Source organism: Pelagicoccus enzymogenes (genome assembly GCF_014803405.1).
In the GTDB taxonomy this organism is placed as follows: domain Bacteria; phylum Verrucomicrobiota; class Verrucomicrobiia; order Opitutales; family Opitutaceae; genus Pelagicoccus; species Pelagicoccus enzymogenes.
Genome location: NZ_JACYFG010000036.1, coordinates 269,014 through 293,094 on the forward strand (window position 1 = coordinate 269,014; position 24,081 = coordinate 293,094).

The window sequence follows — 24,081 nt, forward strand, 5'->3', positions numbered from 1 at the left end:
TAATTTTTAAATACAGACTTTCTTCATAAAATGTCAGATTCCCCTTCATTCGATGTAGCTGTAATCGGCGGTGGCCCTGGAGGTTACGTTGCCGCTATCCGTTGCGCACAGCTCGGACTCAAAACAGCCCTAGTAGAAAAGCGCAAAGCGCTCGGCGGCACCTGCCTGAACGTCGGCTGCATTCCCTCCAAAGCCCTGCTCCACACGAGCGAGCAATTCGAGTTCGCCGCCCACAACGCCAAAGCATCCGGCATCGAAATCGACGGCAAGGTCTCCTTGAACCTGAAAACCGTCATGGAGAAAAAGGATAAAGTCGTGAAGCAACTCACTGGCGGCGTCGACATGCTCGTCAAGAAGCGCGGCATCGAGCGATTCGAGGGACACGGCAAACTGCTCGGCGACGGAAAGATCGCCGTCGACGACAAGGAAGCCCTATCCGCTAAGCACATCATCCTCGCGACAGGCTCCACCGTCGTGGACCTGCCCTTCCTCAAGCAAGACGGAGAAACCGTCGTATCCAGCGACCAAGCAATCGCCTTCGACTCCGTTCCAGAAAACCTAGTGGTCATCGGAGCTGGAGCCATCGGACTCGAGCTCGGCTCCGTCTGGGCTCGCTACGGCAGCAAGGTCACCGTGTTGGAATTTCTGCCAAACGTAGCCGCAGGCTACGATCCCGACGTATCCAAACTTCTAGAACGCAGCTTCAAGAAACAGGGACTCACCATTCACACCGACACAAAGGTAACCGGCACCACGGATATCGATGGAAAGCTCAACGTCGTTGCCGAAAAGAAGGGCAAGGAAATCGCCGTTCCCGCCGACAAGGTGCTCGTGGCAGTGGGACGCAAGCCATTCACCGAGGGACTCGGCCTCGACACTGTTGGCATCGATCCCGACAAACGCGGATTCATCGAGATCGACGACCATTTCAAAACCAAGGCAGAGGGAATCTACGCCATCGGCGACATCGTTCGCGGCCCGATGCTCGCCCACAAGGCCGAGGAGGAAGGCGTAGCCATCGCTGAGCTCATAGCTGGAAAGTCAGGACACGTTAACTACGATGTCATTCCAAACGTGATCTACACCGAGCCTGAAGTAGCCGGCGTAGGAATCACCGAGACACAGGCCAAGGAAAAGGGCATCGAAGTAAAAGTAGGGAAATTCCCACTACAGGCCAACGGTCGCGCCATTGCTTCCGATGCCACAGACGGCATGGTTAAGATTATCGCTTGCGCGAAAACCGACAAGATCCTAGGAGGTCAAATCGTCGCCAAGGGAGCCAGCGAAATGATCTCCGAAATCGTCACGCACATGGAATACGGCGGCAGCGCCGAGGATCTCGGCCGCACCGTACACGCCCACCCGACCATCTCTGAGGCGATTAAGGAAGCCGGGCTCGCCGTAGACGGGGCCGCTATCCACAGCCTCTAAGTGCGACAGAATTACAAATGAACTCAAACGCTGCTCCGAAGGGCAGCGTTTTTTCGTTCCTCCTTCCGCTACCGAAATGTCGTTGCAGCCCCTTCCGCTCTAGACAAAATACCTAGCCGATTCGAAATTCAAGCACCCCTGCCAATCGATGTATCCAAAAATATCCGAAAGCCGAATCCAAGCCGCGATCGACGATGCCCAAAGCGCCGCTTCCTACGCCTACCCTTGGGATTCCTTGGAATTGGCGCTCAAGAATAAGGGCCAGGATTCGTTCTGGCTCGTCGGATACGGCAGCCTGCTTTCACTCGGATCCGCCGCTCGCACCATCGACACCTCCGACCGAGCAGCCCGCGAGCCAGCGATCGTCTACGGAGCAAGACGCCAATACTCCTACCGCTTTCCAGCGGCCTTCCTCAAGAAGCGCTACAACAAAACCGGCAACTTCGCAGCCCTCGACAGCAAAGCCACCTACAAGAGGGAAGATCGCTTCAATGGTATCCTCACCCGCATTTTCCTGGAGGACATTCCCGCTTTTCGCGAACGGGAGTTCGCCTACGATCTAAAGCCGGTTCCAGCCTTTCGCTGGAACGCGCCGCAAGAGCCCTACCGCATCGCCTACACTCTCGACTGCCCAGCAAGCGGACCATCTGAACACCACCCTTTCACCGCCGATAGCCCTCCGCTACCGGAATACCACAAAACCTGCCGTGACGGAGCGGAGAACGTATCCATAGACTTCTTACAGTATTTCCTCGATTCGACCTATCTTGGCGACGGGCGCACCAGCATCCAGCGCTGGGAAAGGGAGTCAGGTTTCCTCCAAGCTAACTTCAAGCAGCCATGAGCTCCCAACAGCGCCCCGCGTCCCCCAAATCCTTCTGGAAGGGCAAGGCCCTGCCAACGCTGCGCAACGTCCTCATCGTGACGCTCGTGCTCGGCCTCTTGGCAGTCGAATTCGGCCCCCAGTCCGCTTACGTCAAATATACCTTCTACGGACTCATCGCCCTCTACCTTGGCTCCATCGGCCTCCGCGCTTTCCGCTACCGCAAACACATCCTCTACTTCTTCGCCCCCGGCACCAAAGAAGCGCTCGGCGGCGACTTCAAGAGAGCTAACCAAATCCTAAAAGACGAACTCAACCGACTCTCGGAGGGCTACGAAATCGGTTTCGTGAAGGCATTCGCCAGCGAATTTCGGCAGATCGACAAGTCAGCCCGCAACGAACCCACTGCCATCGACAAGGTCCTCGATTTCGTGGAGTACGCCTTTCCGCTGCAAAGCAATCTCATTTCAGTGCTCTCCAAACCATTGAAAGGAGCAGTCAGCAAGCGCTCCTTCCGCGTCTCCATCGCCGTTCATCCTGACGGAAACGTAAGCCTTCATACCTTTTCCCAGAACGACCTCACGCACGACATCCAAGTAGACGATCCCGAGCTGGAAAGCTGCCTACGCGAAGCGGCCTGCCGGATGTACCACGAGATGAATGCCACGGAGCTCACCTCCAATTACGCCGCATTTCGACACTACGACCAAGCCTTCCGCATTTGGGAAAAGATCTACAAAACAGGCGAGACAGACAGCGAGGAATTCGAGGAGGCAGCCCAGCAGTTTCGTCTAGCCCTACAAGAAGATCCGGACTTCATACTGGCGGAACTCTACCTCGCTGCGATGAACGCCTACCGGAGAACGAACACCGCCTACCTAGAACGCTCGAAACTGCGTCTCACCCACGTCCTGCAACTCTGCGAGGAAAGGGAGCTCCTTCCCTCCAAGTCCCAACGAGCCAAATACAAAGGCCTCGCCACTGCCCTCCTCTGCTTCATCACCAACCAATGGCTCCATCGCATCGGCAAGTACGACAACGAGGAACAAGCCATCCTCATCGCTCGCGACAACCAGCTAAAAGCGAAGCAAGCCGTAAAGCTCCTCAAGGACTCCCCCATCGCCATTCACCAATTCGCTTTCTCGCTGCACAGCCTCGAGCAGATAGGCCTGCAAAATCCCCAGTCTCCGAGGGAGATTGCAAGCTCCTACGCAGACGCCTACGATCAATACACCCTGGCTATCCAAGTCGCTAAAGAGAAGCGGATGCCTAGGATCGTGGAGCTTAGCTCAGGCAATCGAGCCTATGTGTCGATGTGGTTGGGAGCCCTGCTAAGTAGAGATCCCGACGCAGAGATTCGCTTGAAGGCTTTCAGTGGGGATCGACTGCTCCACTCAGAAGCTGCCTCCAAGCTTTGGATACAAGCGGAATCGGAAATGAAGGAGGTTTTCGCGAGCGCAACCGGATCAGCTGGCCACTACTCCATCGCCAATCTCATTCTCCTCTACGCCTTGATGGGGCGATTCAAAGAGATCCCTGCATGCGGCCACTTACTCCTATTCGGCAAAACAGCAGCCGAAAGGCCCAACGCCACTGACGATTTAACCGAGCAAGTCGCTCAACTGCACCCCTCCCAGACTGACTACCCGGAGGGTGCGAACGACCTCGCCAGCGCCTTGCTCACCGCTTGCGCGAGCGGTACCCTAAAAAAGGAAGACTATCTGGAATGGCTTGCCCAAGGACTTGCTTTCCACGCTCGAAGCATTCGCCTGATCCAAGAGAAAGAGGTGCAAAACGTAGAAGCTCAACGGATACGGATCATCAAACAAATCACAAACCTACTCAAAGTGATCCACTACACCAAGCCTCACCCCAGCAGCAATGCAGGGTCCATTTTCCAAACGCTCAACCAATGTCTGAACAAACTTCGCAGCGAGCAGGAGTCCATGGATACTTTTATTTCCACCTGGCTCACCGCGCTGGAGAGCGCCCTTCGCTCACAGATAGAAAGCACCTCCCTTAAAGGCTAATCGGCTCGCCCGCGAGAAAGGATCCAAATGTCACAACACGCAACGCTCGAATTCCTCAACGCACGCCGCGATTGGGTGCTTGCTGCCCCCAAGGACAACGCTCCAATCCTCACCCTATGCCTTCGTCCCGAACTCGGCGAGCGAAGCTTCGTCTCTTCTCTGCAGCTAGACCCCAAGCAAGGGGTCGTAGGCGATCGATGGATACGCAAAACCTGGATGTACACGATCGATGGAAAACCTGACCCAAGGATCCAAGTTTGCTTGCTCGGGTCCCGCGTTCTCCAGCTCATCCGAAGAGATCCAGACGGCATGACCTACCCCGGCGACAATATCATCGCCGACATGGATTTCTCCGAATCCAACCTCCCGGTCGGACAGCGCCTGCAAATCGGCAGCGCCATCATCGAGGTGAGCGACGTGTTCAACACCGCTTGCTCGAAATGGAACGAACGTCACGGAAGCGACTCCATAAAGTGGATCAATCTCCCGGAAAACAAAGAGCACCGCTTTCGCGGAATCCTCTGTCGTGTTGTCCAGGCCGGAGAGGTCACCCTTACCGATAAAATCCAAAAAGCCTAAGCGGCTCCGACCGGAGCCCAAGGGTCGAATTCCGGCTCCTCCGGGTCCGGGTCTACGGCTCTGCGATCCTGCTCCTTGTAGCGAACCCCATACTTGCGCAACAACAAGCGAGCCTCGCCGGAACCATCGTCCACCAATCGCTTCAGCCATTCGACAATCACATCCTTCTCAATCGCCGCAATCGGACTATCCAAATTGAGACGAGCGATCGTCAGCCGCGAAAAGGTGTCGCCCGCACGGGCTGCTTTGAGAAACCAAGCGATACCTGCCCCCCTAGCGCTTCCCTTCTCGCTCAACAGCTTGCCAAGCTCTCGCTGGGAATCCAAGTCGCCTAGAAGCGCTGAATTCTCCAGCCACTTCTCGCTCTGGCTTTCGCTAACAGACAATCCGTACCCTTTCCCGTAATACTGGCTCAACAAACGAGCTGACTGGGCGGCATAGGTCCTGAGTCCTTCGTAGGCGCTGTCCCGGTTCTGTTCATAAATTTTCCTGAGATAGGAAAGCGCCTTCTTCGCATCACGTCCCTTTGACTCTTCTTCTAGGCAAAGGCGGCAAAAACGCAGTTTGGCTGCCATCGAATCCTTTGCAATAAGTCGCTCCAGAATACGACGCGCTTCCTTTCTATCCGTTCCCGTCCAATTCAATTCGGAATACAAATCCGCTTGCAGCAACATCGCCGCATAGTCCCCAGGATCAAAGGACTCTACCACCTCAATCGGTTCGTATTCGCCAGGATAATACAGCGATCCCCCAGCGACTGGAGCAGGATGGCTCATGTAGAGATCAAGCCAATGGGCAGCTTTACCTTTGTTTTTAGGATGGCCGCGCCCGAGATAGTAATTGAATGCGGTTTCCCTCATCGCTGTTTTGTCTCCCAGCTCGGCCGCTTTCTCCATCCAAAAGGCCACCTCGACTTCATCGCTGTCGACAAGGAGGTTTGCCCGGTAGATGTCAGCAAGCTGGTAACATGCCGCCAAGTTTCCCAATTCTGCCGCCTTCGCGATCCAACGAATCCCTTCCTTCGTGCTCATGCTCACCCCTACTCCCTGCAGGTAGCAATTTCCAAGATTTTGGGCTGCTTCAGGATCGTCCGCTCCAGCCGCCTTGAGGTAAAGCTCAGCTGCCTTGTATTCGTTTTTTGGAACCAGAATCCCGGTGAAGTGAAACGCCGCGAGTCGATTGTAAGCGTTTTGGTATCCCAAGGCAGCGGCACGCTCGAAATGTTCGTAAGCCTTGTGGACGTTTGCCTCTACGCCCATCCCACTTAAGTAACACTGTCCCAAGGTAAACACGGCTTCCGGCAAACCCTGGTAGGCAGCGTTTCGCACGAGCTCGAAACCGCCGACGGGATCGAAGGGCACCCCTTCGCCGCTCATGCGCATGATGCCCACCAAATGCTGGGCCCGCTTAAATCCTTGGTTCGACGATTTCACGTAAAGCTCAAGCACCTTCGATAAGTCGGTTTCGACTTCTACCAACCATCCCACGCTTTTCCTTAGCCCCAGACTGTAGAGGGCCCTACCATCGCTTCTCTCAGCCGCCTCAAGGCAAAGGTCCCTAGCTTCCTCCGGACTCAAAGGGGCGAGCTTCGGCGATTCGTCCAAGGCGAGTTCTGCGACGTACAGCCCTTGATCCGCAGCCCGCTGCAAAAGGGTGGATACGGAGGCCCCCTCCGGAGCTTTCGCCTCTCCGGCGCCGATCATCGCCGCGAGGTTGTAGAGCGACAGGACCCAGTCCTCTTCGGCTCCGCGCTCAAAATGCGAGGCGGCGATCCCCAGATCCCTTTCAACCCCTATGCCCCGATGGTATAGCACTCCGAGCCTCAGCCTCGCCTCTTCGTTCCCGTTTTCCGCCGCCATCGACAGGAGCGTCGCTGCAAACTCCGGATCGTAGTCTTCGCTCTGCTCGTCCAACACCTCTAGGGCAAAAGCCAGCTGGGTCGCCGTCACCATCTCGGAGACGACATCGCTGAATTGCCGGCTCGTTTCCAACAAGTTTTGCCGGTCCCCCGCGTCTTCCGAACCGGCGAAATAGGACTCCATCGATCGATTTACCTCGTCGATGGACTGCAGATCGTAGAGCTCGAAAAACTCCTTGGAGCGGGTCACGTCCTTTTCGACGTCTTCCCCCTTCGCGTAAGCGATCGCCAGCGTCATGGTGGCGTCCTTGTCCCCCGTCCGCGAGGCATCCAACATAAGTTCCAAAGAGCGATTCTTGTCCTCCGCAACTCCCCATCCGTTCAAGTAAAGAACTCCCAGCAGATAGCTGGCTCGCGACTTGCTCCGACGAAAGAGTCCAAAGTCTTCCGGCGAAACTTGCGATTGGGCCTCGGGCGAAACCACAGATTGCAGCAAATCCACGATTTGTCCGTAGGAGGCCCCCTCCTCCTCGTCTATTTCTCCGAAAAGAAACTCTGCCCATTGCAAGGCCGCGATCGGGTTCCCCCCTTCCGCAGCTCGCTGAAGCCATCTTTTGCCTTGTTCCAAATTTTGGGCGAGTCCGTAGCCTTCCAGATAGAGCTGGGCCAAAAAGTATTGGGAACGAGCGTGTCCCTCGACCGCGAGTCGCTTCAGCTGCTTCACTGCAGCATCTAGGTCCTCCGCTTCTCCCGTGGACAAGAGCTCCAAGGCCTCTCGGTGGCGAAACTCGAAATCCGCAATGTCGACTTCCGTTTCGACCTGTCCAGTGGCGAACGACACCAGCGAACCAAGAAAGGCTAATTTGCAAAAAAAGACGCGGACAGAATTCAGCATACGAAGAGGAGGCTCAGCTAGAATCTAGCCAGCCGCACCTCGGAATCCCAGCGAAATCATCCCTTCGCCACCATCTAAACCACCTGCAGCCAACGCGAACGATCACAAGGTCCCCCGCCCTCTTCCGTAGCCTCTCCTGAAGGGGCACGTGACAACAGTTCCCCTATTGGGCGCCTCCCAAAAACTTACCTCAAAGGACCTCCCAGCCGTCCGCACGAAGGAGTGCAAAATAAACACCCTTCTCTCCTTTAATTGGAACGATTCCAAATTTCACTTGATATTTAGAATTATTCCATTTCGATACTGCGACTTAGAGTTATTCTAAATAAGCAACGCCGCCGAAATCCAAAATGAACAACGAAGTCAGATCAGAGATCCTGCACCAGAAGCTGGCCGCTTCCGGTCTTCGTTCGACTCGCCAACGCGAGATCGTCTACGATGCGATCCTGTCCAAGCGCGACCACCCCACTGCCGACGAAATTTTCGCCCGGGCCAAGCAAGAGATGCCAACCATCTCGCTCGCAACCGTTTACAACTGCCTCGACACCCTCGTGCAGTGCGACCTCGTCAAGCAGGTCCACCTCGAGCGCGAGTCGACCCGCTACTGCCCCAACCTCACCGAGCACGCCCACTTCCACGACAACGAGTCCGGCACCATCTACGACGTGCAACTCGACCCGGCCACCATTTCCCAGCTCACCCACCTCCTGCCCGAAGGCTTCGACGTGAGCTCCATCGACATCACCTTCCGCGGAAAAGCCGCCAGATAAAGACACCCGCAACCAGCAATCGAATAACAGTTTCAAAACCATGAGCAATACACTCGAAATCAAGAACCTCAACGTAAGCATCGGCGACAAGCAGATCCTAAAAGACTTCAGCCTCACCGTTCCCAAAGGCGAAGTGCATGCCATCATGGGTCCAAACGGCACCGGCAAGAGCACGCTGGCCAAGGCCATCGCCGGGCATCCCGACTACGAAATCACCAGCGGCGAGGTCTACATCGACGGTGAAAACATCCTCGAGCTCGAAGCGGACGAACGTTCCCGCGCCGGCCTCTTCCTCGCCTTCCAGTACCCGATGGAAATCCCAGGCGTCACCATTGCCAACTTCATCCGCGCCGCCCTCAACGCTCGTCTCCCCGACGACGAGGAACTCAACGCTCCCGAGTACTACAAGGAACTCTACGCCAAGATGGACATGCTCAAAATCGACCGCAAGTTCACCGCCCGTTCCGTGAACGACGGATTCTCCGGCGGCGAAAAGAAGCGCTGCGAAATTCTCCAAATGGCGATGCTCAACCCGAAATACGCCGTCCTCGACGAAACCGACTCCGGTCTAGACATCGACGCCCTCAAGATCGTTTCCGAAGGCGTCAACGCCATGCGCGGCCCTGAGCTCGGCGCCCTCGTCATCACTCACTACCAACGCCTCCTCGACTACATCGTACCCGACGTCGTTCACGTCATGTACGACGGCCGCATCGTCAAGAGCGGCCCCAAGGAACTTGCCCTCGAGCTCGAAAGCAAAGGCTACGAGTGGGTCAAGGAACTCGCCGGCGAAGCCGCCGCATCGTAAAAATTCAACCGTACCAAGATTATGGTTACACCAAATTCAGAGATCGAAGTCGATCGCGAGAAAGGAAATTTCCGCTTCGCCGAAAGTCACAAGTATGACGCCGGTATCGGCCTTTCCGAAAAAGTTATCGACTACATTTGCGACGTCAAAGAGGAGGACCAATGGATCCGCGACTTCCGCAAGCGCGCCCTCAAGGTCTTCGAGTCCAAGCCCATGCCCACCAACTGGGCAACCAAGGACCTCGAGAACATCGACTTTGACAAGATCCGCTACTACCTAGCTGGAGCCAACAGAGCCTCACGCTCTTGGGATGACGTTCCCGACGACGTAAAGCAAACCTTCGAACGCCTCGGCATTCCGGAAAACGAACGCAAGTTCCTCGCCGGCGTGGAAGCCCAGTTCGACTCGGAAGCCGCGTATTCAAATATCAAGGAGAGCGTCGGCAAGCAGGGCGTCATCTTCATGGGATCCACCGAAGGCCTCATGAAGCACCCTGAAATCTTCAAGAAGTGGTTCGGCAAGGTCATCCCGACCGGCGACAACAAGTTCTCCGCCCTCAACAGCGCCGTCTTCTCCGGCGGTTCCTTCATCTACGTTCCGCCAGGCGTAAAGGTCAGCCATCCGCTACAAGCCTACTTCCGCATCAACGCGGAAAACTTCGGCCAGTTCGAGCGCACGCTCATCATCGCCGACGAAGGCTCCGAAGTCACCTACATGGAAGGCTGTACCGCGCCTAAGTTTGACACCGCGACCCTGCACTCCGCAGTCGTAGAGCTCGTTGCCATGCCGGGCGCCAAGATCGAGTACGTAACCGTACAGAACTGGTCCTCCAACGTCTTCAACCTCGTGACCAAGCGCGCCATCGCCCACGAGGGCGCTACCGTCAAGTGGATCGACTGCAACATCGGCAGCCGCCTCACTATGAAGTACCCAGGCGTCGTCCTGAAGGGCAAGAAGGCTCGCGGGGAAGTACTCTCCATCGCCCTCGCCAACGACGGACAGCATCAGGATACCGGAGCCAAGATGATCCACGCGGCGGACGAAACCACCAGCAACATCATCTCCAAGTCCATCAGCGTCGGCCAAGGTCGCTCAACCTACCGTGGCCAAGTTCACATGCCCAAGAACCTCAAGGGCTGCAAGAACAACACCGAGTGCGACGCCCTGCTCATCAACGACAACTCCCGCACCGACACCTACCCGGCCATCACCGTGCGCGGCAACAAAAACGCCGTACAGCACGAAGCCTCCGTTTCGAAGGTTTCCGCTGAGCAGATTTTCTACATGCAGCAGCGCGGCCTCAGCGAAGGCGAAGCCATGAGCCTGAGCGTCAACGGATTCGTCAATGACCTGACGCGCCAATTCCCCATGGAATACAGCGTCGAGCTCAAGCGCCTCATCGAACTGGAAATGGAAGGCTCCGTCGGATAGTCCGCATCTTCAATTTTTGAATCTCCAATTTTCAAATACCTAGTGAGTTCACTTACAACAGACACACCCATGAGCGAAAGCAGCGACGCGATCAATCCGATCAAAGAGGCATTCAATCGCCATATCGAAGATCTGGATACAGCTCCCGCATGGTGGAAAAGCAGCAAGACCGAAGCCTTCGAAACCTTCGAAAGCATCGCCCTTCCCACGCGCCGCGACGAGCCTTGGCGCTTCGCCACCGTGAAAGGACTGGAGCTGCAGGACGTCAAGTTCGCCGCCTTGCCCAGCATCAGCGACGCCGCTGGTTTGGTGGCCCACTCTAACTTCATCGAAAACTTCTCCGGACGCTTCGTCTTCGGCGACGACCAAACGCTGCAGGCCGACCGCATCTCGCCCGAGCTCGCAGAAAAGGGCGTCATCTGGGCCCCCTTCCGCGAGGCGGTCGCTAAGCACGCCGACATCGTGAAGGACTACTTCATGAAGCAGGAGGCCGATCTTGGATCCGAGAAGTTCGCCGCGCTGCATCAGGCCTTCATGGAAAACGGTGCCCTGCTCTACGTGCCCAAGGGCGTCGAAATCGAGGATGCCTTCGTCGTCTACAACTGGAGCATCAACGCCGGTTCCGCTATCTTCCCGCACACCCTCGTCATCACCGAGGATTTCGCGAAGGTGAAGTTGGTCGAAGCCAACCTTTCCGCCACCGAGGACGCAGCCGCCTTCTCTTGCGGAGTGAACCATATCTTCGCTGGCGTGGGCTCCACCGTCGACTACACGCTGCTACAAAACTTCAACGAGCAGACACTCGGCTTCCAGCTCAACTCCAACGTCGCCGGCAAGGACTCCAACGTTAAGACGATCAGCGTCAACGTCGGCTGCAAGCGCTACCGCTCCGAAACCCACGGCCAGATCAAAGGCCCGGGTTCCAAAGTGGAAATGCTCTCCCTCGCCGTCGCCGACAACGAGCAGGAAATCGACCAGCGCACCTTGCAGACCCACTCCGCCCCGCACGCGGTTTCGGACCTGCTTTTCAAGAATGCCCTCATCGACGACGCTCGCACCATATTCTCCGGATTGATCAAGGTCGATCCCGGCGCCCAGCAAACCGACGCTTACCAAACCAACCGCAACCTGCTGCTCAGCGGCACCGCGGAAGCGAACTCCCTGCCTGGCCTGGAAATCGACGCCAACGACGTGAAGTGTAGCCACGGAGCAACTACGTCCCAAATCGAAGACGAGGAAATCTTCTACATGCTCGCTCGCGGCATCCCGCGCGAGAAAGCTCAGGAGTTAATCGTTTACGGTTTCTTCGAGGAGATCCTCGAGCGCATTTCCTGCGACACTGTCGCGGAAAACGCCCGCCAGATCATCCAAAACAAGTTCAAGCGCCGGTCCAAGTAGATGCGTGCTTGTCACGCAGACACAGATCAACGATAGCTAATAGCAAATCATGCACACAGAAGAGCAGCAGCAACGCAGCCTCACTCGCGAGGTTGAAGCGGTACAAATTCCAAGCGGCGAGCCTATCCAGCTCCCCGCTCTCTCGAAGGTACACATCACCCAGCAGCTAGGCGGCAGCTACACCGTCATGACCGACTACGGGCTCGCCCGCATCGACGGTCGCGACGCTGACGCTCTCGGATCCGACATCGCTGCAGAACAGGCCGCCGCTCAGGAAGCTGCCGCCCAAAAGAAGGCGGAACCCTCCGGCGAAACGCCAGACGAGGAAGCCATATGGCAGCAGCTCCGCAATGTCTACGATCCGGAAATTCCGGTAAACATCGTAGATCTCGGCCTCGTCTACTCCATGGTCGTCGAGGAAACCGAAAACAGCGCCAACAAGGTCGTCGTGCAGATGACCCTTACGGCGCCCGGTTGCGGTATGGGTCCAGCTATCGCCGAGGACGCCAAGAGCAAGATCCTGCTCGTTCCCGGAGCCGACGAAGCCGAGGTCAACCTCGTCTGGGAACCGGCTTGGGACCAAAGCATGATCAGCGAAGAAGGCCGCATGATCCTCGGCCTCGTCTAGGCCAAAGCGGGAGCGCGCTCCTGACGGGCGTAGCTTGCTCGTCGAGCGAAGACTGTTGTCACGCGATTTCTAGCCTAAGGCGGGAACTTCAGTTCTCGCCTTTTTCGCCGAATTCCTTGCCAATCGCAGCTTGTTGGCTACCAACACCTAAAACCAATTTTCATAAGATGCCCAAAAAAGAAGAAAAATCATCAGAATCTCCAGTCGGCTCGCAAATCCAGAAGAAGTTCCTGGAAGAGCGTAAGATCTTCCTCTGGGGACAGGTGTCCGATGAGTCCGCCAAGGACGTCACCGAAAAACTCCTTTACCTCGAGGCCGACGCTCCTGGCAAGGACATCACCTTCTACATCAACACACCCGGCGGTTCCGTAACTGCAGGTCTCGCCATCTACGACACCATCAAGCTCATTTCCTCGGAAGTGACCGTCGTCGTGACCGGCCTCGCCGCATCCATGGGCTCCATCCTCCTTTCCGCTCCCAAGAAGGGCAATCGCCTCCTCTACCCGCACGCCAAGGTTCTCATCCACCAGCCGCTCATCGGCGGACAGTTCCAAGGCCCAGCGGTCGACATCCACATCTTCGCCCAAGACATGGAAAAGACCCGCGAAGAGCTCAACCGCATCCTCTCCGAGGCATCCGGCCAACCGCTTGACAAGATCCAGACCGATACCGATCGCGACTTCTACATGAGCGCTCAGGAGGCCATCGACTACGGCCTCGCCGACAAGATCATCGACAAGATCTAGCCTACGGAAAAAGCTTCAACTTTCCCAAGCCGCGTATCCATACAATGGAGCGCGGCTTTTTTTTGTCCCGTAGCGCTGAGCTTCAGCCAGCGTCCATTCAACCGGAACAAAGGCTACCCTAGCCCCAAAAAAGCTGTCCCAGTTTCCAGCCGCAAAACACTGCCAGCAAGCAGGCGAAAAAACTTCCAGCCGCGTTCAATCCCGCAAGTCCATAGTAGCCGCCTTGCAAGAGCTTCAACGTCTGCAACGAAAACGTGGAGAACGTCGTATAGCCTCCCAGCAAACCAAAGGACAAGAAGAGCGGAACCGCCTCGTCCTTGCCCCATCCAAACTTTGAATACAAAGGGAGCAACAGTCCGATCAAAAAAGATCCGACCACATTGGCCACCAAAACGCTGAAGGGAAAATCACCCGTTGCCTTCCGATCCACCCAAATCACCGTCAGGTAACGAAAGCTTCCCCCCAAGGCGCTGCCGAGACCGACAAAAAGGATAGCTTTCAAGTCCATTCCAGAAGCCTTCCCGCCTAGCTGTCCGACTCCACGCCCGCGTAGCTTAGAATCGCCTCAAAAAGAGACTGAGCAACACGCTCGCGGTAGCCCGCCGTACTGATCAGAAGGGCCTCGTCGTCGTTCGATACAAATCCGCACTCCACGAGAGAGCCTGGGCAATTCAAAGTTTTGAGCACTGCCCAACGCCCTTTCTTAACGCCACGGTCCTCGCGTCCCAGCCGTGCCAGCATCGACTTTTGAATGGCGTAAGCCAACTCGAAGTTTTGCTGGTCTCTCTGGTTCGCCGGATGAGGAACCGCGTCGTCACCCACCTCTGTCGCCGAACTGCTGGGATACCCGGCCGGCGTAAAAAGATAGGTCTCCAATCCATGCGGATCGGGCCTGCCCGCTGCATTGAAGTGCACGCTCAAGAAAAGATCTGCCTTCAAACCGTTCGCAATCTCGGGGCGATCCTTCAACTCAACGTGACGATCGTCATAGCGAGTCAATACGACCTTGAAACCACGCGACTCCAAGTGCCCTTTCAGCCGAAGCGAAACATCGAGAGCCAGCTCCTTTTCCAGGATCCCGATTCTCTCGTTCTTTGCTCCATCATGCACGCCGCCGTGACCCGGATCTAGGACGATCGTTCCGATGCCAATACCGCCAGCTTCGGAGGAGCCAAACGCGGAATTGAGAATGATCCGACGGTCGCTGTCGCCGAGCAGCCAACTGCCCCGCACTCGCTTGAGAGGGGCGTCCAAAATAACCTTCACGCCGTCGAGCTCAGCGAATCGACTGTCCTCCTTGAGCAACAATACACGATCCCCCTTGCTCAGCCGCCACTGTTTCGTTTCCGCGAGCCGGGTCGCTTTGGCGCCGTAAAACTTGGCCTGTTCAGCCAAGGTACGCGGTTCCCGGGACTTAGGTTGGGTCTCCGCTGCCAATGCCTCCTCGAGCTCTCGAAGCTCCGCCTCACGAGACTTGGTAATGTCTTCCTCCTGCGGGATTTCTCCTAGCAGGTCCGACGGCGCCTCCTCCATCGCAGACACCTCCGGCTCTACCGCTTTGCCAGATTCGGTACTCTGGCAGCCGCCTAACAAAAAAGAAGCGGCAACGCCGAATGATAGGAGCGTGCCGCTTCGTTTGGAAAGATGCATCCGTGTGGAACCTCAGCGATCTGGACTGGACCCGCTACTCCTTGGAAGCGTCGTCCGCCACATCGTCAACGTCATCGTCGCTGTGATCCTCGTCGTGATGCTCGGATGCTTCGATTTCGTCGTGGTCGTCGTCCTCGCGGAGGAACTTGGGCTTACGCTTGTTCGCAGGTAGTGGCGAAACCATTACGTTTATGTTTCTGCCAGTCAGTCGCGGCTGGTTGTCCGCATGCCCCATGGTTTCCAGGTCAGCGATGGCGCGGCGAATGGTTTCGAAACCAATTTCCGTGTGCGACATCTCGCGGCCGCGGAAGGAAAGCGTAAGCTTCAACTTGTTGCCCTTCGACAGGAAAAGCTCGGCGCGGCGCAGCTTGGTCTCGTAGTCGTGCTGCTCCACCCGTGGGCGGAACTTCACTTCCTTGACCTTGCTCGAAGTCGACTTGTTGTCCTTGGACTTCTTCTGCTGCTCGTAAACATACTTGCCGAAGTCCATGATACGGCAGACGGGGGGACGGGCTTGGGCTGCAACCTCGACCAAATCGAGTCCCGCTCCTTGAGCGACCTCCAAAGCCTCTTTCGTGTCCATGACACCGTACTGCTTTCCGTCCGGTCCTACGACTCGGATTTTCGGAACCCGAATTCGGTGATTTCGCCTGATTTGGGCGAATGGGTCTAATTTACGTGGGGGTCTACGCTTACCTCGTGGCTTTGGCATTCAATAATTGTACTTCGATTAAATCAAATGAAGGCAGCATCTAATCGCGGCTTTCCCCTGATGATCAACACTAATTACGCCTAAACACTTGAAATCCAAGTGACAAAGCTCTCTGAAACGCTCCCGATACACGATTTCCCTTAAACGCTGAAGCTCTCGCCGCAAGAGCAGCTGGAGGTCGCGTTCGGATTGCTGAACTTGAATCCTCCGGAAATCAGGGCATTGGAATAGTCGAGATGCGTCCCCTTCAAGTACAAGGCGCTCTTGCTATCCACGATGACTTGAGCCTGGCCGAAATCGACGAGGATATCGCCTTTCTTGGCGTTTTCCACAAATCGCATCTTGTAGGACAGCCCATTGCAGCCGCCTCCTGAAATTCCCACTCGCAGAAAAGGCTTATCAGGCTCTTTCTCCGCAAGCTTGGCGACTTTCGCGACGGCGGCGTCAGTGAGCTTGATCAGGCGATCATCCCCTTGGCGAACCCCCTCGGGCAACTGAATTGCGTGTTGTTCTGGCACAGCGGAAATATCGATGCGTCTCCGAGCAAAATCAAGTCCAGCCTCAATCTCGGCCGACCAGCTCCCTATTTCATGCGACAAGCCAGCTGGATCGCATGATGGGCGCTGCCCTTGCTGGCGATCCCCTTTCCCGCGATTTCGAAGCCCGTCCCATGGTCCGGACTCACCCGCAAGTGCTTGAGGCCAAGCGTCACGTTAACGCCACTGTCGAAGTCCACCGCCTTAAATGGGGCCAAGCCCTGATCGTGGTACAAGGCCACAACGACGTCCGCCTGTCCCTTCATCGCGCGCCCAAATGCCGTATCGCCCGGCACGCAGTCCTCGATCGTCGCCTCCAATTCGCCGCGGAGCTCCCGCAGCCAAGGGTTCAGACGGTCGATTTCCTCGGTGCCCAACAAGCCCCCCTCGCCCGCATGCGGATTGAGTCCGCAAACCAGAATTCGGGGACGTCCGTAGCCCAGACGCTGCCCGAGATGAGCCGCCGACCGAACGCTGTGCTTAAATGTACGCTCGTCCAAGGCCGCAGGCACTGCCCCCAGCGGAATGTGCCAGGTCGCCAAGCAGAGCTTCAAGTGTTCGCCCACGAAGGCCATGGTCGGCTCTCCACCCCAACGGTCCGCAAAAAACTCAGTTTGCCCCGGAAACGGATAGCCCACCTCCACGCACAAGGCCTTGGAGATCGGGCCCGTTACCACCGCATCGCATTCTCCATCCAAGCAGCTCTTGGCAGCTGCCTCCATCGCAGCGATCGCGAGTCGAGCCCCATCGGGCGTTGGCTTGCCAGGAGCGAAGTCGATATCGCTCAAGGCTACGCCACGGACGCGCCCCTCTCCCTTCGACTCCAATTTCTCGCACCAAGAGCGACTTCCAAAAACCACGAACTCCGCCTCCCCATAGCTCTCTTCCAGCAAACACGCTTCGATCAGTTCAGGCCCCAGTCCAGATGGGTCTCCGCAGGTGATGGCTATTCGTCTCATAGGCCCCTACTTGACAGAGCGGTTTGGCGTGGCGAAACCGCGCTTCCCACCTGCGAAAAACTCAAGGAAGCGAATCGACTCCGAGGAGAGAGCTTCGCTCCGTTCCAAGAGCTCAGACGCCAAAATTCGCATATTCCCTGTACCCATAAAAACCTTACGGTAGCAGCGCTGCAGTTCAGCGATCGCGTCCTTGGAAAAGCCGCGGCGCCGCAGCCCCACCAGATTCAAGCCGAACAGGGCATTGCGTTCCGCAAATATAGTGAACGGCGCCACATCCATCGTCGCTGTAGACTGCCCGCCAAACATCACGCTCTCGCCGATGCGGCAAAACTGATGGATCCCCGAGCAGCCGCCTAGAAAGGCTCGGTCGCCTACGCTCACGTGACCGCCAAGCAAACTCGCGTTGCCGATAACAACGTTGTTTCCGACCACCGAATCGTGGCCTACGTGGGCTGCCGCCATCACAAAGCAACTCTCCCCTACCAGCGTAAAGCCGCCCTCCTTGGTCGCGCGGTTGATCGTAACGCCTTCCCGCAAGGTGGTACCGTCCCCCACCTTAGCGAAGGTTCGCGTTGAAGAATCGAAGCTGAGGTCCTGAGGCAGCCCTGCAACCACCGCAAAGTTTCCAACCGTAACCGATTTTCCGATACGGGCTCCGTCCTTGAGAACAGCATGAGCCTCCAGCTTGGAACCGGCGCCAATCTCTACGTCTCCCTCGACGATCGCGTAGGGCCCAATCTCAACGGCCTCGCCGATCTTGGCGTCGGAGGATACAATCGCGCTTGAATGAATCTTCGCCATAAAGAAGAGCTCACACCGGCAGCAGCTGCAACGCTTGCAGGCGCACCAAGATCAATCGCAAAGCGCTCGAGTAGCGATCGGGCGTAAAGCCAACCCCCTCCAGCAATTTCGAGATCGGCTTCCACTCGCCGATTTCGATCTCGTCGTGATTCAGTCGAAAGGGTCCATTCCCGGTCACGCGATAGACGTGGACAAACTCTTCTCCAGTGTCCTCGCAAGGAAGCAGCTTGAATAGCATCTCCAACTCGCGCTCCGGCTTGTATCCGAGCTCCTCCTCCAACTCGCGATACGCCGCCGTCAGGTAATCTTCACCGCTGTCCACATGTCCGGAACAGGAGGAATCCCAAGCGCCCGGCCAAGTGTCCTTGGTCATTGAACGCTTTTGCAGGAAGACCTCTCCCTCGTTGTTAAAAATAAGCACGTGCACCGCGCGATGCCGCAGTTTCTTGGCATGCGCCTCTGAGCGGGTAGCTTGGCCGACGACCCGATCGTTTTCGTCGACGATGTCGAAAATATCTTCTTGCATGGAGTGGGAGGAGCGGAAATCTGAGAAGGCTGTTAGAGACAAACGCCAGCAGAGCGCGTACCACGACACGAGTAAAAAATCTCCGAAATAACACCATGCCAAAAGTTTCCGTAGAACTGATCCACGAAGTCCTCACCAACAACCAACTCGAGCCGGACATGATCCAGCAAGTGCTCAAACAAATCGAGGAACAAGCAGCAGCAGAAGCAGAGGCGGAAAAGGCGAACAAGGAGCCGCCCGTCAAAAAGCAGTTCGTGCTCATCGTCTCCGACCCCAACGGCACCATTCCCGATCAAGACTACGTCGGCTGGGTCGCCCAGATCCCAGAAGACGATCCCGTAAGCGACACCATGGACCGGCTCATCCGCGCCACCTACGAATACAATATCTCCAAAAAGGGACGCAAGTACCCCTGCAAAACCGTAGGCGAAGCCTGCGAAGCAGTCGGAGCCCGCTTCCTCAAGGAACAGAGCATCGCCATCAAAAACAAGGTGCCTGTGGTCGTGGTCAAGACTGACAACAAGATCCCCGAAATCGAGAGCGACTTCTAGTCGACGCGAGAGCGACCTTGGTCGCGAATATCCCTGCCAAGATCTTGCGGAAGGCCCCCTGGCCGCGATCGGCAAAAAAACAGGAAGCCGCCTTGTGTCATGATAGTTGCGGTTTAGGCTGTTGCTCGTTCCTGCAACAAACAGGTGTCGCGCAGATTCCCCTGCAGCCACTCTCTTGCCCTGTTCGTACACAAGGGCAACTCCAACCGACTATCTATATGATTACAAATTCGGCCCCATCCGCGATCAAAACGCCCTACACCGTTAACCTCGCTCAAGGCGATCCGGAAGAAAAACGCGAAGAGATCCGTCGCTACTTCCACGAAACTTACGACGCCTACGAAGCGCTCTTCGAGCCACTACTGGAGAAAGTCGCTTACCGCACTCGAGCCGACGCCCTCCGCCACCCGCTCATCTTCTATTACGGCCATACCGCGACGTTCTTCATGAACAAGCTAGTGCTGGCCAAACTAGTCGATCGAATCAATCCAAGCTTCGAATCAATCTTCGCCATCGGCGTCGACGAAATGTCTTGGGACGATCTCAACGAATCCCACTACGAGTGGCCCGACCCAGACGACGTTCGCGAGTACCGCAACAAGGTGCGCGACTGTATCGACAATCTCATCACGACGCTCCCCATTACTCTACCCATCGGCTGGGAGAGTCCTTTCTGGCCAATCATGATGGGGATAGAACACGAGCGTATCCACTTGGAAACCAGCTCCGTGCTGATCCGGCAGCTACCGCTCAAACTGCTCGACGCAAACCATCCGACCTGGCAGGTTTGCGACCGCGACAACCCAACCGTCTCCAACGAGCTCATCGAGGTTCCGGGAGCAACGGTCAAACTCGGAAAATCGCGGGACGATGCCTACTATGGCTGGGACAACGAATACGGCAGCTACTCCAAGGACATCGAGACCTTTTCTGCGAGCAAGTACCTTGTATCCAATAAGGAATACTTGGAGTTCATCGAGGACGACGGCTATACCACCCGCGACTACTGGACCGACGAAGGCTGGAACTGGGTAACCTACGAGAAAGCTAGCTGTCCACGCTTTTGGCTTCCCCAAGAGGACGGCAGCTACAAGTTCCGTACCATGCTCAAGGAAATCGACATGCCCTGGTCTTGGCCTGCCGAAACGAACTACCTTGAAGCCAAAGCGTTCTGCAACTGGAAGGCCGCCAAAACGAGACAACCCGTTCGCCTTCCAACCGAAGAAGAGTGGTATCGACTTCTTGACTACAGCGAGCTGCCCGACGCCCCAGAATGGGGAAAGGCCCCTGGAAATATCAACCTTGAAGGTCCCGCTTCATCCGTGCCCGTCGACACCCACGAATTCGAGCACGGCTTCCACGATATCGTAGGAAACGTTTGGCAACACACCGAAACCCCCATTCGCGGCTACGCCGGCTTCGAAATCCACCCACTCTACGACGACTTTTCCACGCCTACCTTCGATACGAAACACAATATCATCAAAGGCGGCTCGTGGATATCCACAGGCAACGAGCTCATGCGCGACTCGCGCTACGCCTTTCGCCGCCACTTCTACCAGCATGCCGGCTTCCGCTACATCGTAAGCGACGCACCTGTGGAAATCCCTGACGACTCCTGGGAAACAGATCCAGAGGTCGTACCGTACTGTGAATTCAACTACGGCAAAGAATACTTCGGCGTCTCGAACTACCCGGAGAGGATTGCCCAAATCTGCCTCGACCTCGCCACTAAGCGCACTCGCGGAACAGCCCTTGCCCTCGGATGCAAGACGGGGCGGTCCGCCTTCGAACTGGCAGCCGGCTACGAGCAGGTCACTGGAATCGACTTCAGCGCCCGCATGATACGCATCGGCGTGCAAATGAAGGATAAAGGCTATACGCAGTACACCTTGCCCGAAGAGGGCGAGATCGTTTCCTTCCACCAAGCGAACCTTCAAGAGCTCGGACTCGACGGAGCTCGCGGAAAGGTCGACTTCATGCAGGGCGACCTTGCGAATTTGAAGTCGATCTACTCTGGATACGACCTGATCCTGCTAGATACCTTGCTGGAACGCTCCTACAATCCAGAGAAATTCCTCGAATCCGTGCATGAACGACTCAACAAGGGTGGCCTGCTGGTCATAGCATCTACCTACGACTGGCAAAAGAGCGTAACCGAACAGGAAAACTGGCTCGGCGGCTTCAAAGTCGACGGCGAGAACGTCACCACCCGCGACACGATCGAAAAGCTGTTGTCCGCGAACTTCGAGCAGCTGGGCGAAGGCAAGGATGTCGAGTACGTTCTCCGCAAAACCGCCCGCACCTTCGACCACAACGTGGTTGAAGTAACTGCTTGGGAGAAAAAGTAGGCGAATTCACGCAAGGAGAGCTTTCCCGTAGCGCGGAGCTTCAGCCCTCGACCGCATTGCAGGATCGAAAGCCTGCGGTCGCCGGCTAAAGCTCGGCGCTACGAAATCCACCCTATTCTCAAGAACAAAAAAAAGACGTACCCCATGGGTACGTCTTCTAGAAATTCAGTATACGTTGCCGACGACTAGTTGTCGTACTTGCAGCGAATCATGTTGTTGAAGGCAGCAACCTTCTTCTGACGGCGCTTCGTTTGCGAAGGCTTTTCGAAGTAGCGGTTAGCGCGTACGTCCTTGATGACGCCTTCGCGGTCGAGCTTCTTCTTCAGACGGCGGAGCGCACGTTCTACAGGTTCGTTTTTGCGGATTTTTACTTCGATTGCCATGGTGGAAAAATTGAAAGACGCCCAAGAAGGCCCTTTTCTTACGCTTCGTCAACCCTTTTTCTGGCCCAGTCGCCCGACCTCGCAAGATCCCGTTGAAAGCGCCTTGCCGAACATCACTCGACTCAGGGCCATGTCAATGGTCGCGCTCAAAGAGGCCTTCTTGAGCGGCTTGGTCAAATACGCGTCCATCCCAGCCGCAAAGCAGAGTTCACGATCTCCCTGCATGGCATTGGCGGTCAAAGCGACTATCGGGGTCCTAGGCGCCTCCCCGCCGGACTTAGCCTCCCGTTCCCTGAACCTTCGAGCAAACTCGTAACCGTCCATACGCGGCATTTGGCAATCGAGCAGGATCAGGTCGAAGGCCTGTCTTTCGCAAATCTCCATCGCCTCCACCCCATCGATCGCCAGCTGGCAATCATGCCCAAATCTCTTGACTAAATGCTGGGCAAGCCGGCGATTGACCGGATTGTCTTCCACCACCAACACCTGAGCTCGAGGCCTCCCCGCGCCATCTCCAGCTTCCGACACCTGAGGTTCTCCGGAGCAGGCTGGCGAGGTTTCACTTCTCCACAAGGCCCTCTCCACGCTCCGACCAAACTGGCTCGGGCGAATAGGCAGGTAAACATGGTGGTGTCGCTCAAGGTCGGACTTCGTCAACTTTACTCCGTGACTCGGATAGACGGAAATCCAGGCTTGGGTGGGCAGCTTGCGTCCTCTCAAATCCGTAGCAAAACCAGCTTCGCAAACCACCAGATCCACTCCGGTCGAACAATTCCTCAAAAGCGCTTCGAAGAGCTCCTCGCTTGGAGGAGACAAACTTACGATATTGCGACAGGCTAATTCCCGCTCCACTTGGCGCGCAGCAGTCTTGTTTTTCAAATAGACCAATGCCACCTGCTCTCGCGGCGCTTTCAGGGGAGGATATAAGTCTTTGGAGCAATCAGAGCGATTCGCCTTGATGGTAAACCAAAAAGTCGAACCTCGTCCCACTTCGCTTTCCACCCCAATTTCGCCTCCCAATGCCGTCGCCAACTGAGAGCAAATAGCCAAGCCCAGCCCCGTACCGCCAAAGCGTCGCGTCGTAGACGAGTCGGCCTGCATGAACGGCTGAAACAGCCTCGCTCGAGCGTCTTCGGGAATGCCAATCCCCGTGTCCTCTATCTCAAAGCGAAGCCGATCTCCATCGCTTGCCCGATCCCAGCTCACCCTCACGCGCACGCTTCCCTTCTCCGTGAACTTGACCGCGTTGCCTAAAAGGTTGGCCAATACCTGACGAAGACGACCGCTATCCGATTCGATCGCTAGCGGGACCGCCGGATCGATGTCGCAAACCACCTCCAGACCCGACTCATGGGCCGTTTCCAGCATCAGCGTCAAAACCGATTCCACCAATTCGCGAATTTCGAAGCGGGACTTCTCAAGTTCGAACTTGCCCGCTTCCAATCTCGAGAAGTCCAAAATGTCGTTGAGGATCAACAGCAAGGCCTCTGCGCTTTGGTTTGCTGTGCTCAACAATTCCGTCTGTTCCGCGTCTAGCGTAGAGTCCCCCAAAAGCGTCATCATACCGATCACCCCGTTGAGCGGTGTCCTGATTTCGTGGCTCATCACCGCCAGGAACTCCGACTTCGCTCGAGCCGCCTGCAAGCCCGCATCCCTCGCTTTCTCTAAATTCTGGTTGGAGAGCTTCAAAGCCGCGGTCGTCTCCTCCAGCGCTCGTTTCTGAGCCTCCAAGTGCTCGACTTTCTCCCCAAGCAACTCGCTCTGCAAGCGCACCAAAGTGTTGGCCCGCAGCAATCCGACATAGCGACCATCCTGATCCGTCACCACAACATCTTGCCAGTACATGCGCTCTTCCCGAGCAAAGGCTCTCAGCAAAATGGCTTCCAAGCGCTCCCCCATCACTACCGTCAGGCTTCCCTCCTCCAAAAAGTCCCTGACTCGCGAACGGGTGTGCAGCGCGAAACCGAACTGCGAACCTAGCAACGCTCCAATGCGCGAACGGCTGCAAACGCCCAGCACCTCGCCCTCGCTCACTACCGCCGCATAGCGACAGTCCAGCTTCTGAAAAAACTCAGATGCCTCCGACAAAAGCGTGTCCCCATCGAGAAACGCTTGCTCTACCATCAACTTGTAGAGCTCGAACTCCCGGCTAGCGGGCGACAACATTGGATCGAAATTCATCGCTTACAAAATCGACGTTTTTACAAACAAAGCC

22 protein-coding genes are annotated in these 24,081 nt (G+C 56.4%); 12 read left to right on the forward strand and 10 right to left on the reverse strand.

What is annotated here, in order from left to right:
- Nucleotides 1-30: 30 nt before the first annotated feature.
- From lpdA to IEN85_RS13495, 4 genes are all read left to right on the forward strand, one after another.
- Nucleotides 31-1,431, forward strand: coding sequence for a dihydrolipoyl dehydrogenase (gene lpdA / locus IEN85_RS13480; RefSeq protein WP_191617606.1), 1,401 nt, complete (start codon nucleotides 31-33; stop codon nucleotides 1,429-1,431).
- Between the two features lie 148 nt (nucleotides 1,432-1,579).
- Complete coding sequence (locus tag IEN85_RS13485; protein WP_191617607.1) at nucleotides 1,580-2,275, forward strand: hypothetical protein; 696 nt, start codon at nucleotides 1,580-1,582, stop codon at nucleotides 2,273-2,275.
- On the forward strand, nucleotides 2,272-4,284 hold the full coding sequence (locus IEN85_RS13490; protein ID WP_191617608.1) for a hypothetical protein: 2,013 nt from the start codon (nucleotides 2,272-2,274) through the stop codon (nucleotides 4,282-4,284). Before IEN85_RS13485 ends, IEN85_RS13490 begins: the two co-directional genes overlap by 4 nt.
- A 27-nt stretch (nucleotides 4,285-4,311) precedes the next feature.
- Complete coding sequence (locus IEN85_RS13495) at nucleotides 4,312-4,863, forward strand: MOSC domain-containing protein (RefSeq protein WP_191617609.1); 552 nt, start codon at nucleotides 4,312-4,314, stop codon at nucleotides 4,861-4,863.
- Here the strand turns inward: IEN85_RS13495 and IEN85_RS13500 are convergent.
- Nucleotides 4,860-7,562, reverse strand: a complete 2,703-nt coding sequence (locus tag IEN85_RS13500; RefSeq protein ID WP_191617610.1) for a tetratricopeptide repeat protein — start codon at nucleotides 7,560-7,562, stop codon at nucleotides 4,860-4,862. The genes IEN85_RS13495 and IEN85_RS13500 overlap by 4 nt on opposite strands.
- Nucleotides 7,563-7,966: 404 nt before the next feature.
- Here IEN85_RS13500 and IEN85_RS13505 point away from each other — a divergent pair, with 404 nt between their 5' ends.
- The 6 genes from IEN85_RS13505 to IEN85_RS13530 all read left to right on the forward strand — a co-directional run bounded on the left by IEN85_RS13505 (nucleotide 7,967) and on the right by IEN85_RS13530 (nucleotide 13,397).
- Nucleotides 7,967-8,386 (forward strand): Fur family transcriptional regulator, encoded by a 420-nt coding sequence (locus tag IEN85_RS13505; RefSeq protein ID WP_191617611.1) that lies wholly within the window; start codon nucleotides 7,967-7,969, stop codon nucleotides 8,384-8,386.
- A gap of 40 nt (nucleotides 8,387-8,426) precedes the next feature.
- Entirely contained in the window at nucleotides 8,427-9,194 is a 768-nt protein-coding gene (gene sufC / locus IEN85_RS13510) for a Fe-S cluster assembly ATPase SufC (protein ID WP_191617612.1), read from the forward strand.
- Between the two features lie 21 nt (nucleotides 9,195-9,215).
- On the forward strand, nucleotides 9,216-10,625 hold the full coding sequence (gene sufB / locus IEN85_RS13515) for a Fe-S cluster assembly protein SufB (RefSeq protein WP_191617613.1): 1,410 nt from the start codon (nucleotides 9,216-9,218) through the stop codon (nucleotides 10,623-10,625).
- Nucleotides 10,626-10,694: 69 nt separating this feature from the next.
- Nucleotides 10,695-12,023, forward strand: a complete 1,329-nt coding sequence (gene sufD / locus IEN85_RS13520) for a Fe-S cluster assembly protein SufD (protein WP_191617614.1) — start codon at nucleotides 10,695-10,697, stop codon at nucleotides 12,021-12,023.
- A gap of 49 nt (nucleotides 12,024-12,072) precedes the next feature.
- The gene (gene sufT / locus IEN85_RS13525; protein WP_191617615.1) at nucleotides 12,073-12,651 is read left to right on the forward strand and encodes a putative Fe-S cluster assembly protein SufT; all 579 of its coding nucleotides are present in this window, start codon (nucleotides 12,073-12,075) and stop codon (nucleotides 12,649-12,651) included.
- Between the two features lie 167 nt (nucleotides 12,652-12,818).
- Nucleotides 12,819-13,397 (forward strand): ClpP family protease, encoded by a 579-nt coding sequence (locus IEN85_RS13530; protein WP_191617616.1) that lies wholly within the window; start codon nucleotides 12,819-12,821, stop codon nucleotides 13,395-13,397.
- A gap of 118 nt (nucleotides 13,398-13,515) precedes the next feature.
- Here the strand turns inward: IEN85_RS13530 and IEN85_RS13535 are convergent, their stop codons facing one another.
- The 7 genes from IEN85_RS13535 to IEN85_RS13565 all read right to left on the reverse strand — a co-directional run bounded on the left by IEN85_RS13535 (nucleotide 13,516) and on the right by IEN85_RS13565 (nucleotide 18,581).
- Nucleotides 13,516-13,905 carry a fluoride efflux transporter FluC gene (locus IEN85_RS13535; protein WP_224772622.1) on the reverse strand — a complete coding sequence of 130 codons (390 nt, stop codon included), beginning with the start codon at nucleotides 13,903-13,905 and terminating at the stop codon, nucleotides 13,516-13,518.
- A gap of 17 nt (nucleotides 13,906-13,922) precedes the next feature.
- Nucleotides 13,923-15,047 (reverse strand): N-acetylmuramoyl-L-alanine amidase, encoded by a 1,125-nt coding sequence (locus IEN85_RS13540; protein ID WP_191617617.1) that lies wholly within the window; start codon nucleotides 15,045-15,047, stop codon nucleotides 13,923-13,925.
- 34 nt (nucleotides 15,048-15,081) lie between these two features.
- Nucleotides 15,082-15,759, reverse strand: a complete 678-nt coding sequence (gene infC / locus IEN85_RS13545; RefSeq protein WP_191617618.1) for a translation initiation factor IF-3 — start codon at nucleotides 15,757-15,759, stop codon at nucleotides 15,082-15,084.
- A 140-nt stretch (nucleotides 15,760-15,899) separates the two neighbouring features.
- Entirely contained in the window at nucleotides 15,900-16,277 is a 378-nt protein-coding gene (locus IEN85_RS13550; RefSeq protein WP_309026549.1) for a HesB/IscA family protein, read from the reverse strand.
- 65 nt (nucleotides 16,278-16,342) lie between these two features.
- Complete coding sequence (gene pdxA, locus IEN85_RS13555) at nucleotides 16,343-17,254, reverse strand: 4-hydroxythreonine-4-phosphate dehydrogenase PdxA (RefSeq protein ID WP_191617619.1); 912 nt, start codon at nucleotides 17,252-17,254, stop codon at nucleotides 16,343-16,345.
- A gap of 6 nt (nucleotides 17,255-17,260) precedes the next feature.
- Nucleotides 17,261-18,055, reverse strand: coding sequence for an acyl-ACP--UDP-N-acetylglucosamine O-acyltransferase (gene lpxA, locus IEN85_RS13560; RefSeq protein WP_191617620.1), 795 nt, complete (start codon nucleotides 18,053-18,055; stop codon nucleotides 17,261-17,263).
- 10 nt (nucleotides 18,056-18,065) lie between these two features.
- Nucleotides 18,066-18,581 carry an NUDIX hydrolase gene (locus IEN85_RS13565; protein WP_191617621.1) on the reverse strand — a complete coding sequence of 172 codons (516 nt, stop codon included), beginning with the start codon at nucleotides 18,579-18,581 and terminating at the stop codon, nucleotides 18,066-18,068.
- A gap of 95 nt (nucleotides 18,582-18,676) precedes the next feature.
- Here IEN85_RS13565 and IEN85_RS13570 point away from each other — a divergent pair, with 95 nt between their 5' ends.
- A complete protein-coding gene (locus IEN85_RS13570) occupies nucleotides 18,677-19,132 on the forward strand; it encodes a hypothetical protein (protein ID WP_191617622.1) in 456 nt (151 codons plus the stop codon).
- 218 nt (nucleotides 19,133-19,350) lie between these two features.
- Nucleotides 19,351-21,483 (forward strand): 5-histidylcysteine sulfoxide synthase, encoded by a 2,133-nt coding sequence (gene ovoA, locus IEN85_RS13575; RefSeq protein WP_191617623.1) that lies wholly within the window; start codon nucleotides 19,351-19,353, stop codon nucleotides 21,481-21,483.
- 185 nt (nucleotides 21,484-21,668) lie between these two features.
- On the opposite strand, the gene rpsU is transcribed toward ovoA, so the two are convergent.
- Entirely contained in the window at nucleotides 21,669-21,866 is a 198-nt protein-coding gene (gene rpsU / locus IEN85_RS13580) for a 30S ribosomal protein S21 (protein ID WP_008103948.1), read from the reverse strand.
- Between the two features lie 48 nt (nucleotides 21,867-21,914).
- The gene (locus IEN85_RS13585) at nucleotides 21,915-24,047 is read right to left on the reverse strand and encodes an ATP-binding protein (RefSeq protein WP_191617624.1); all 2,133 of its coding nucleotides are present in this window, start codon (nucleotides 24,045-24,047) and stop codon (nucleotides 21,915-21,917) included.
- Nucleotides 24,048-24,081: the final 34 nt, after the last annotated feature.